Consider the following 10,421-nt stretch of genomic DNA (forward strand, 5'->3'; position numbering starts at 1 on the left):
TCCTTCTTTCCTCACAATTTTCACAGAAAAAGTTGACACGAATAGGTAATTTGATTATTGTATTAAGTGTACTATTATAAATAATACAATTAATACATAAAGAGAGGAGAGACGTTTTGATCACAATTAACGAACGGAGTCCATTGCCGATTTACGAACAGATTGTCCAGCAGATGAAGGAAGCGATTTTGAAGGGCGTGCTGCAGGGCGGTGAAAAGCTTCCGTCCGTACGGGAGTTGTCGGCAAATCTTCTAGTCAATCCAAATACCGTTAGCAAAGCGTATCAGGAATTGGAACGCCACGGTGTCATTGAGACGCTGCGCGGCAAAGGAACGTTTGTCTCCCGGCATCCAGTGCCGCGCATGGAGCAGGAGCGGCTGGAGCAGTTTCAGAACTCGTTGAGACAACTGGCAATCGAGGCATTCTATCTTGGCATTGATGCTGAACAGTTTAAACAGTGGGTGGATGAATATATGAAGGAGTTGGGGAGGGAGAAGCATGCTTAGTGTGAAACAACTATCGAAAGAGATGGATGGCCGTCCTACACTGCGCGATATTTCGTTTGAAGTCGGGCGTTCTTCGATCACTGGACTTCTGGGCCGCAACGGGGCGGGGAAAACGACCCTGCTTAGGACGATAACGGGAATTTTAGATCCGGAAGATGGGTGCGTGGAATTTGAAGGGAAAGATGTGCACCGAACACCGGAATGCAGGCACAATTTCGTCTATGTGCCGGACTCTACTGAAGTGTTCGTTGGCTATACGCCTGACGAGTGGGCTCGTTTCTATGCAGCGATATATCCAAATTTTGATATGGAATACTATAAACATTTGATGGAGCGGTTTGACCTGCCCCGCCAGAAAAAAGTCAAACATTTCTCCAAAGGAATGAAGGCGCTCACCGCGATGGTTGTAGCATTCTCTACACGCGCGTCGCTTATCCTGCTGGATGAGCCGACGAACGGACTTGACCCGATCGTGAAAAAGCAGGTACTGGCATATCTGGTGGAAGAAGTGGCGGAATCGGGTACATCGCTTATCATCTCGTCGCATCATTTGGAAGAAATCGAGCGTATTGCCGATACGGTCATCTGGCTGAAAGAAGGGCGGATAGAAGAAGTGACCGTGCTTGAAAGATTGAAAGATACGTTGCATAAATTGCAGGTTGTATTTAAAGATGAAGCACCGTCCCATCTATTCAATCGATCGAATGTCAAAGTTATCAGCAAAGTGGGCCGCGTGTATACGGTACTCATTGAAGAAGAAGGGACAGACACGCTGCGTCTCTTTGAAGAGGAGGACCCGCTGCTGTTTGAGGCAATGCCGATTCGTCTGGAAGATTTGTTTGACTTTAAACTGGGAGGGGAGCGACATGTTTAATCATGCATTGTGGATGAAAGAGTATCGGCAGGCGAAACCGGTTCTCTGGATGCTGCCGGTCATCTGTCTCCTGTTTATGGGGGTAGCACGGGGGTTTGTGATATGGAATAAACTTATTCCTTATGAAGGAATGTATAACAGAGATTTGACTGCTGAGTCGTTCTATAGCGCTTCATATGGGCTGCTTTTTATGCGCAATTGCGCGCTGGCAGGGCTGATAGTATTACTGGCCACTTCATTCATCGGAATGGAGCGCCGGAACTTGCTGAATGATTTTACGTTTTCTCTCCCGTTTTCCCGCAGGCGCATTTTTATGGTGAAGTGGGGTATCGGGGTTACATTTCTGGCAGCATCTCTGTTTGCCAATGAAGTGGTGGATGCGCTTGTTATTTTGCTATCGCCGTTTTCCGATCACTTTAATGTGCTGTATCATATAAAAGATTTTGCTTTTACTATAATCGTGTTGACCGGACTTTATACGTTTGCCTTGTTTGTGGGTACGGTGACTGGAAGCGCGTTTGCACAGGCAATTTTGACGGCTATCTTCAGTATTTTCCCTGTCGGGTTTATGACAATTCTTATGTTTTTCGTGTACGTTAATTTTCGCTGGGATGCGGGCCATGTATTCAGTAATCCTATTTTCCAGGTGATGATGGATATGAGTTTATTCTTTCATGTGGTGGGAATACGTGAAGGGGTAGAAAACGCAGGGGTGTATATTGCTCACATGTGGGGACCTCTCCTTTATACTGCTCTGTTCTTACCGCTTGGATTGTATTGCTATCAGCGCAATCGGCTTGAGTATAATGGACGGATTATTTTGTTTCGTCAACTGCAGGCTGTATTTAAAGCAGGGGTCGCATTATGCTTTGCTTTGGCAATCGGCATGTTTTTCACGATTCTGTTCGTTCCCGATCTGGACCGCAGTCCGAATGCGCTGTTGCTGCCGTATTATTTTGGGTTTATCGGCGGCGGGCTTGTGACATTAATTGTCATGGAAAGACTGATGAAGGTACGATTGAAAGTATAAGCATCCCGGAAAAGAAGAAAGGCATAAGAAAAGCTGCCTCCCGCATGGCGGGAGGCAGCTTTATTGTTGAACGATTATTTTCCAAAATATTTACTGTAGATTTCATCATATTTACCGTTTTCTTTTACAGCGGTAAGTCCTTTATTCAGCTTATCAAGCAGCTCTTTGTTGCCTTTTTTCACGGCGATTCCGTACTGCTCCTGTCCGGCTGCTTTGTCTTCGATAATGTTTACGTTATCTAATTTTAGTTGTTCTGTAAATTTTTTCACTACTGCATTGTCCGCCACCACAGCGTCGATGCGGCCGTTTTTCATATCTTCGATGGCTCCTGCCACTTCTTCGTAGCCTTTGAGTCCGCTGTAGCCTTTACCCAGCTTGTCTTCCACCAGAAACTGGCCGGTCGTGCCGGACTGAACGCCGATTTTCTTTCCTTTCAAATCGGCGATTGTGCTTACGGCCGGGGCGTCTTTTTTCACAAGAATGACCTGCTTAGCAGTAAAGTAGGGAGCGGTAAACTCCATCGTTTTCTTACGGTCATCAGTAATTGTGATACCGGCGATAGCCGCATCCACGGAGCCGTCTTCAAGACCCGCCATCATCGGATCCCATCCGGTATGTTTTACTTCGACGTTTATGTTTTGTGACTCGGCAATCGCTTTAATCAAATCGACATCGAAGCCCTCTGGCTCGCCCGTCGGCGACATCGATTCAAATGGCGGGAAGGATGCATCCGTTCCGATTACGATTTTCTCTTCACCTGCAGTCTTGCCTGTTTCGTTTGCTCCACCGCCGCATCCGGCAAGCATGAATATGAACAGACATGCGAGCAGCACTAGTGAAACTTTCCTTTTCATAACTATATTGACCTCCCGATTTATTCGCATAATTGTTTATTCATAAACATATGCGAATAAGTATACAGCCGGGTATGTATTCTGACAAGTACCTGGGAGAGAAGAAGTACTTTTAGGACATTTCTCAATATTAGAACATATACTATCAACAGCAGAGTGCGTAAAGAAACAAAGCGCCATCACTTTTCAGCCATCGCCCCGACATGAAAATGATGGCAAGGAGGGCTGACTTTTGTGGTTCGAAGGAAAGAGAGGAAAGGATGAGGAGAAGCTTTTAATGTAGAAAAAGGTGAAGGCCTTTTTCTTTCATACTACTAGACAAATGCTATGCACGGTGCATGTACATTGCGAGGTGAAAAGGATATGGTCAAAATTTCGGAATTTCAAGAGAAAGATGTGGTCAATATATTGGATGGGAAGAACCTGGGCCAGGTCACCGATTTGGAAATCAATCTTCAAGCCGGACGGGTCGAAGCGATCTTCGTACCGGGGAAGGGAAACGGTAAGTTCTTTGGATTGTTTGGCGGAGGGGAGGAGATCACCATACCATGGCGTAATATCGTTAAGATCGGTAAGGATGTCATTCTTGTCCGGCTCGATGACGTGATGCCGTTGGTCAAGCCGGAAGTCGGAGAAGGCGGATATCGCCCGTAATGCTCGCATTCCTTTCTTTTCTTATAAGAGAGAGAATGGTAAGATTCTTATGAGGAGGGAAGAGAATGGATCCATTTGTCATGCAGGAGCGGGAGTTCATGCTGCGCTTGACCGATTGGGAGCGCAGATGGCCCCGGCTTGTAGCCGGCTTTTCCACCCGGAAGGGCGGAGCGAGCCAGGAGGCGTTTGACAGCTTCAACTGCGGGCTGCACGTGGGCGACATCCCGGAGCATGTAATTGAGAATAGAAGAAAGCTCGCGGAGGAGAATGGATTTTCCTACGCGTCCTTTACATGTGCAGACCAGGTGCATGGAAATGAAATTCGCATTATCGCGGATAGTGACGTGGGTGCGGGCCGGATGGCGAACGAAGAAGCCATTGCCAGGACCGACGGATTGCTTACCGATAAAGCCAATGTATTTCTCGCCTCGTTTTATGCGGATTGTGTTCCTCTGTTTTTCTATGCGCCCGAAGTACAGGTGATTGGGGTGGCGCACGCGGGATGGCGGGGAACGGTAGCGCGTATTGGCCCGAGAATGGTGGAAACGATAGCGCGGACATGGAACACGAGGCCGGAAGATATTTTCGCTGCGATTGGCCCGTCTATTGGCGCATGCTGTTATGAAGTCAGCGATATGGTAGCTGACCGGATAAAAGAAGTCATAGGGGATAAATCTTCGTGCGTGCTGGTTGCCGGATCGGAAGCAGGAAAATACATGTTGAATTTGCAGGAAACGAATCGAATTTTGCTTGAAGAAGCAGGAATTTTGCCCGGCTGTATCGAAGTGAGTCATTTATGTACAAGTTGTAGAACAGATTTATTCTTCTCCCATCGGAAAGAAAATGGAAAAACAGGCCGGATGGCGGCCTTTATTGCACTGAAAGAGGGGTAAGGAAAGACGTTGTCATATATTGCAGAAAACTTGCGACAAGTACAAGCAACCATTGCAGCCTGTTGCGACCGTGTCGGACGCAATCCGTCTGAGGTGCAGATTGTAGCGGTCACCAAATATGTCTCTTTAGAAACAACACGGTCAGCGCTTGAGGCGGGAATCCGGCACATCGGCGAAAGCCGGACGCAGGATGCGGTGCCTAAATGGGAAGCGCTGGGTGCGGAAGCGGCTACCTGGCATTTCATCGGCCACTTGCAGACGAATAAAGTGCGGGATATGATCGGCCGCTTTACATATGTGCATTCGCTCGACCGTCTCTCCCTGGCGAAAGAGTTGAATAAGCGCGGCGCTCAGCAAGACATTGTCACCCGCTGTATGGTACAGGTAAATATTTCGGGCGAAGAGACGAAGCATGGCCTAAATTCTCAGGATGTGCCGGACTTTCTTATGATTCTTCGCGATATGCCGCACATCGAAGTGAGCGGATTTATGACAATGGCACCCTATGTGGAAGATCCGGAAGAGACAAGATGGCTCTTCCGGAAACTTCGCGAGCTTCGCGATCGTATGAAAGAGAAGTATCCGGAACTTCCGCTTGAACATTTGAGCATGGGGATGTCGAACGATTACCACATCGCCGTTGAGGAAGGGGCAACGTTCATTCGGTTGGGTTCTACGCTGGTCGGTGATGAACGAAATTGAAATTATGAGTAAGGAGAGCGATGAACATGGGCGTCGTTAATAAAATCAGAGAGTTTTTTGGGCTTGGTGGCGAGCCGGAAGTATATGAAGAAATTATCGACGAACAGGCGGAATACGAAGAAGAGGAAGAGTCTTACGTAAAGCCGCGCAGGGGCCGCCAGAGCGGCAACGTCGTCAGCCTGCACGCCGTGAAAGAACAGACGCCCCGTGTCATGCTGGTGGAACCAAAGTCATATGAAGAAGTGCAGGAGATTGCGGATCACCTTTGCTCCAGACGTGGCGTTATCATCAACTTACAGCGCGTTCCTACCGAACAGGCGAAGCGGATTATCGACTTTTTGGGCGGTACAGTGTACGCTATTAATGGAAACATTCAGCGCGTCGGCCATAAGACGTTTGTGTGCCTGCCCGAGCATATGGAGATGCAGGGCAACATCACGGAAATGATGTTTGATGACAGAGGTTAAAGTAGTTGAGGTGAGGAAATGGGTCAACTTTTCGGGATTATTGAATTTGCGTTCAATGTCTATTATTACATGATCATTGTCTATATTTTGATGTCCTGGCTTCCGCAGTTACGTGAAACATCGTTCGGAGAGATGCTGGGACGGCTGGTAGAGCCGTATTTACAGATTTTCCGCCGCTTTATTCCACCGCTCGGTATGATTGATATTTCTCCGATTGTCGCGCTGTTTGCGCTGCATTTTGCACGAATTGGATTGCTTAGCATTTTGGCGTCGCTGGTGTAGGGTGATGAGTCTGTATCAGCATTTCCGACGGGATGAGCACCCGTTCGTCGAGCGGGTGCTGGAGTGGACGGGTCGTGTCCGTGATCGGTACGAAGTTATCCGTACGGATTTTCTTGACCCACGTCAGGCGTTTATCGTTCGGTCGCTTGCAAACCGCGAGGCGGGGGTATATGTTGCGGAGTTTGGCGGATATGAAGGAGCCGAGCGCGTGCGGATCGTACTTTATCCGCAATATATGGAGCCGACACAAGAAGAGTTCGGGGTAGAGCTGCTTGAGGTAAAAGGAAGCAATCAGTTTCTTACGCTTGAGCATCGCGATTATCTCGGCTCGTTGCTTGGGTTAGGTATAAAGAGGGAAAAATTTGGGGATATACTTGTCCATAAGGAAGGCGCGCAGCTTTTGGTCGCAGAGGAAATTGCGGAGTATGTGCGTTTACATATGACCCAGGTTCACCGAATCCATGTTATGGTGGAATCGAAACCGCTTGATAAGATTGATGTGCCTGAGCAATCGTTTCGTACGCTTTCGTTTACCGTACAGTCGCCCCGGCTTGATGCCGTCATCGGAGACGTGTACCGTCTTTCGCGGGCTAAAACCATTGCACCCATCCAGAATGGGCGGGCGAAAGTAAACTTTCGTGAGGTTAATGATCCGTCGTTTCAGCTCGAAGCGGGAGACGTGGTTTCGTTTAAGGGATTTGGCCGCTTTAAAGTGAACGAAATCGGGGGCGAAACGAAAAAAGGGCGAATCAAAATGAAAGTCGCCGTCTTTGATTGAATGTTTGTAAGATCTATGGGAGGTGGAACGGTGTGTCGTTAACGCCATTAGATATTCATAATAAAGAGTTTAGCCGCGTCTTTCGCGGGTATGATGAGGATCAGGTCAATGAATTCCTTGACCAAATTATTAAAGAATTCGATATTCTGCTTAAGGAGAAACGCGAGCTCGAAGAGCGGGTAGCGACGCTGAATGAGAAGCTGTCCCAATTCGCCAATATCGAAGAGACGTTGAAGAAGTCGCTCATTATGGCACAGGAGACGTCGGATGAATTGAAAGCAAATGCGCGTAAAGAAGCGCAACTCATCATCAAAGAAGCGGAGAAAAACGCCGATCGCTTGATTAACGAAGCGCTTGCGAAATCGCGCAAGCTCGTTTCCGAGATCGATGAATTGAAGCGCCGCGCTTCCGTATATCGTATGCGTTTCCGTTCCATTTTAGAAGCGCAGCTTGAAATGCTTGACAATGGCGATTGGGAGAACTTCGAAAAAATCGAAGAAGACCTGGCTAAAAATATAACTGATTAAACCATCATGCCTAATCAGTTACAAACCATGCCATTGAAATAGGGTGAAAAAAAGAGAAAAAGATGAGATTTTAGTGTAGAAAAGGGCAGTGGCCTTTTTCGCCCGTCCTTCTTATTTCTTTCCTTTTTCCTTCTTTTTTCAATGATTTACGGGCATCGGTTGACGTTTGGGCAATGACTGGTCTATACTTTCTAGAATACACCAGATTTCTTCAAAGGGATATGTAGTAGCCTTCTCGTCCCGTTTAGATGGGCTGGGAAGGCTATTTTGTGATTAGTATACTTATCTGTGGGAGATGAATCGAGGATGGATTACAGTAAAACGCTGAAACTGCCAAAGACGGACTTTCCGATGCGGGGAAATCTGCCGACCCGCGAACCTGAGATGCAGGCATGGTGGGAAGAAAATAAAATATACGAGAAAGTTCAGGCACGCACGGGCGGGCGTCCGAAGTTCATTCTGCATGACGGACCGCCGTACGCGAACGGCGATATTCATATCGGCCACGCGCTGAATAAAGTGTTAAAAGACTTCATCGTCCGTTCCAAATCGATGTCCGGCTTCGACGCGCCGTACGTACCGGGCTGGGATACGCATGGTCTGCCAATCGAGCATGCGATTATTAAAAACGAGAAGATCGACCGCCATAAAGTAGGCATAGTCGAGTTCCGCGAACGCTGTGCGGATTATGCATACAAATACGTAGACAAGCAAAGAGACCAGTTTAAGCGCCTGGGTGTGCGAGGCGACTGGAAGAATCCGTATATTACGCTGAAGCCGGAATACGAAGCGCGCCAAATTAAAATCTTTGGCGAAATGGCCAAAAAAGGCTATATCTATAAAGGGCTGAAAGCCGTGTACTGGTCCCCGTCTTCCGAGACTGCACTGGCGGAAGCGGAAATTGAATACAAAGACAAACGTTCTGCGTCCATTTATGTGGCATTCCCGGTTATTCAGAGCAACGGTACGCTTGCGGAAGGCGATAAAGTCGTTATCTGGACAACCACACCGTGGACCATTCCGGCCAACCTGGCAATTGCGATTCATCCGGAGTTAGAATATTCTCTGGTCAAAGTGGGAGAGGATAAATTCCTCGTTGCTTCCGGCCTGTTAGAGAACGTAGCGAAAACGATCGGATGGGAAGGATATGAAGTGACGGCTACGTACAAAGGTGCCGAGCTTGAAGGTGTCGTATGCCGCCATCCGTTCTATGATCGCACTTCTCCGCTGCTGCCGGGTGAGCACGTTACGCTTGACGCCGGTACCGGCTGCGTTCATACGGCTCCCGGTCACGGGGAAGACGACTTCTATCTCGGGCAGAAATACGGTCTCGACGTTCTGTGTCCGGTCGACGGAAAAGGCGTGATGACCAAGGAAGCGCCGGGATTCGAAGGCGTATTCTATGAAGACGCCAATAAACTGGTTACAGAAAAACTGAGAGAAGCAGGCGCCCTGCTGCACTTAGGATTCATTACCCACTCGTACCCGCACGATTGGCGTTCCAAACAGCCAATCATCTTCCGGGCGACCGAGCAGTGGTTTGCCTCAATTGACGGATTCCGCGAACAGATGCTCAAAGCGATTAAAGAAGTGAAATGGATGCCGCATTGGGGCGAACAGCGTCTGCATAACATGATCGCGGACCGCGGCGACTGGTGCATCTCCCGTCAGCGCGTATGGGGTGTGCCGATTCCTATCTTTTACTGCCTGGATTGCAACGAACCGCTCATCACTGACGATACGATCAACCATATCTCCGAGCTGTTCCGCCGTGAGGGTTCTTCCGTCTGGTTCGCAAAAGAAGCGGACGAGCTGGTGCCGGAAGGAACGTCTTGCCTGCACTGCAGCGGTAAACATTTCCGCAAAGAGACCGACATCATGGATGTATGGTTCGATTCCGGATCCAGCCACGAAGCGGTGCTCCGCGAGCGCGAAGAGCTGGCATGGCCGGCGGATCTGTATCTGGAAGGCTCCGACCAGTATCGCGGCTGGTTTAACTCGTCGTTGTCGACTGCGGTAGCCGTGTACGGACAGGCGCCGTACAAAGCGGTGTTAAGTCATGGCTTTACATTGGACGGAGAAGGCCGCAAGATGTCCAAATCGCTCGGCAATGTCATCGTGCCGCAGAAGATTATGGACCAGCTTGGCGCTGATATTCTGCGCCTGTGGGTGGCATCCGTGGATTATCAGGCAGACGTGCGCATCTCTGACGGTATATTGAAGCAGATTGCGGAAGCATACCGTAAAATCCGCAACACATTCCGCTTCCTGCTTGGCAACCTGGAAGGATTCGATCCGAAGACGGATCGCGTACCGTATGAGCAACTGGACGAGCTGGATCGCTATATGGCGATGAAAAACCAGAAGGTAATCCAGAAAGTACGCAAAGCGTATGAAGAGTACCAGTTCCATACGGTATACAATACGATTCACAATTTCTGCTCGATTGAGCTGAGCTCCTTCTATCTTGATATCTCGAAAGATCGTCTCTACGCGGATGCGGAGAAATCGCTCCGCCGTCGTTCCGCACAGACGGTAATGTATGATATCCTGCTGGATCTTGTGCGTCTGGTAGCACCGATCATCCCGCATACGGCGGATGAAGTATGGAAATACATTCCTGGAACTGAAGTAGAAAGCGTGCAACTGACCGATATGCCGGATGTAGACGCGAAGCAGATCGATGAAGCGCTTGAAGCAAAATGGGACCGTCTGGTGGAAATCCGCGACGAGGTCAACAAAGCGCTCGAAGAAGCGCGCCGGGAGAAGACAATCGGCCAGGCGCTTGCCGCTTCTGTAGCAATTTACCCTGGTGAAGCGGTAGAAAAAACGCTGAAGGAAGCGGAAGAGCGGC

At 48.8% G+C, this 10,421-nt stretch carries 12 protein-coding genes; 11 read left to right on the top strand and 1 reads right to left on the bottom strand.

The features are described from left to right. Window positions 1-116 precede the first annotated feature (116 nt). From B2899_RS05290 to B2899_RS05300, 3 genes are read left to right on the top strand one after another with little or no spacing between them, the layout of a single operon-like run. On the top strand, window positions 117-506 hold the full coding sequence (locus B2899_RS05290) for a GntR family transcriptional regulator (RefSeq protein WP_286884407.1): 390 nt from the start codon (window positions 117-119) through the stop codon (window positions 504-506). Continuing rightward, entirely contained in the window at window positions 499-1,380 is an 882-nt protein-coding gene (locus tag B2899_RS05295; RefSeq protein ID WP_286884408.1) for an ABC transporter ATP-binding protein, read from the top strand. Before B2899_RS05290 ends, B2899_RS05295 begins: the two co-directional genes overlap by 8 nt. Further along, window positions 1,373-2,410 carry a hypothetical protein gene (locus tag B2899_RS05300; RefSeq protein WP_286884409.1) on the top strand — a complete coding sequence of 346 codons (1,038 nt, stop codon included), beginning with the start codon at window positions 1,373-1,375 and terminating at the stop codon, window positions 2,408-2,410. Before B2899_RS05295 ends, B2899_RS05300 begins: the two co-directional genes overlap by 8 nt. Before the next feature lie 74 nt (window positions 2,411-2,484). On the opposite strand, the gene B2899_RS05305 is transcribed toward B2899_RS05300, so the two are convergent. After that, a complete protein-coding gene (locus tag B2899_RS05305; protein ID WP_146808024.1) occupies window positions 2,485-3,264 on the bottom strand; it encodes a basic amino acid ABC transporter substrate-binding protein in 780 nt (259 codons plus the stop codon). 363 nt (window positions 3,265-3,627) lie between these two features. Between B2899_RS05305 and B2899_RS05310 the strand changes: the two genes are divergently transcribed. From B2899_RS05310 to ileS, 8 genes are all read left to right on the top strand, one after another. Next, entirely contained in the window at window positions 3,628-3,918 is a 291-nt protein-coding gene (locus tag B2899_RS05310; RefSeq protein ID WP_146808023.1) for a YlmC/YmxH family sporulation protein, read from the top strand. A gap of 65 nt (window positions 3,919-3,983) precedes the next feature. Then, window positions 3,984-4,811 carry a peptidoglycan editing factor PgeF gene (gene pgeF, locus B2899_RS05315; protein WP_146808022.1) on the top strand — a complete coding sequence of 276 codons (828 nt, stop codon included), beginning with the start codon at window positions 3,984-3,986 and terminating at the stop codon, window positions 4,809-4,811. Window positions 4,812-4,820: 9 nt separating this feature from the next. Further along, window positions 4,821-5,513 carry a YggS family pyridoxal phosphate-dependent enzyme gene (locus B2899_RS05320; RefSeq protein WP_286884410.1) on the top strand — a complete coding sequence of 231 codons (693 nt, stop codon included), beginning with the start codon at window positions 4,821-4,823 and terminating at the stop codon, window positions 5,511-5,513. Window positions 5,514-5,539: 26 nt separating this feature from the next. Then, window positions 5,540-5,980, top strand: coding sequence for a cell division protein SepF (locus tag B2899_RS05325; RefSeq protein WP_146808021.1), 441 nt, complete (start codon window positions 5,540-5,542; stop codon window positions 5,978-5,980). Between the two features lie 18 nt (window positions 5,981-5,998). Further along, the gene (locus tag B2899_RS05330) at window positions 5,999-6,262 is read left to right on the top strand and encodes a YggT family protein (RefSeq protein WP_146808020.1); all 264 of its coding nucleotides are present in this window, start codon (window positions 5,999-6,001) and stop codon (window positions 6,260-6,262) included. A 4-nt stretch (window positions 6,263-6,266) separates the two neighbouring features. Then, complete coding sequence (locus B2899_RS05335; protein ID WP_146808019.1) at window positions 6,267-7,040, top strand: RNA-binding protein; 774 nt, start codon at window positions 6,267-6,269, stop codon at window positions 7,038-7,040. A gap of 32 nt (window positions 7,041-7,072) precedes the next feature. After that, the gene (locus tag B2899_RS05340; RefSeq protein ID WP_146808018.1) at window positions 7,073-7,567 is read left to right on the top strand and encodes a DivIVA domain-containing protein; all 495 of its coding nucleotides are present in this window, start codon (window positions 7,073-7,075) and stop codon (window positions 7,565-7,567) included. Between the two features lie 306 nt (window positions 7,568-7,873). Then, window positions 7,874-10,421, top strand: a 2,548-nt coding sequence (gene ileS, locus B2899_RS05345) for an isoleucine--tRNA ligase (RefSeq protein WP_286884411.1), incomplete at its 3' end; no start/stop codon positions are given.

Origin of the sequence: Aneurinibacillus sp. UBA3580 (assembly GCF_002375825.1) — a bacterium.
Classification (GTDB): Bacteria; Bacillota; Bacilli; order Aneurinibacillales; family Aneurinibacillaceae; genus Aneurinibacillus; species Aneurinibacillus danicus.

Excerpts from the sequence above, each read along its gene's own strand:
- B2899_RS05295 (WP_286884408.1), top strand. The coding sequence starts at position 499 with ATGCTTAGTGTGAAACAACTATCGAAAGAGATGGATGGCCGTCCTACA.
- B2899_RS05300 (WP_286884409.1), top strand. The coding sequence starts at position 1,373 with ATGTTTAATCATGCATTGTGGATGAAAGAGTATCGGCAGGCGAAACCG.
- B2899_RS05305 (WP_146808024.1), bottom strand. The coding sequence starts at position 3,264 with ATGAAAAGGAAAGTTTCACTAGTGCTGCTCGCATGTCTGTTCATATTC.
- B2899_RS05310 (WP_146808023.1), top strand. The coding sequence starts at position 3,628 with ATGGTCAAAATTTCGGAATTTCAAGAGAAAGATGTGGTCAATATATTG.
- pgeF (WP_146808022.1), top strand. The coding sequence starts at position 3,984 with ATGGATCCATTTGTCATGCAGGAGCGGGAGTTCATGCTGCGCTTGACC.
- B2899_RS05325 (WP_146808021.1), top strand. The coding sequence starts at position 5,540 with ATGGGCGTCGTTAATAAAATCAGAGAGTTTTTTGGGCTTGGTGGCGAG.
- B2899_RS05330 (WP_146808020.1), top strand. The coding sequence starts at position 5,999 with ATGGGTCAACTTTTCGGGATTATTGAATTTGCGTTCAATGTCTATTAT.
- B2899_RS05335 (WP_146808019.1), top strand. The coding sequence starts at position 6,267 with ATGAGTCTGTATCAGCATTTCCGACGGGATGAGCACCCGTTCGTCGAG.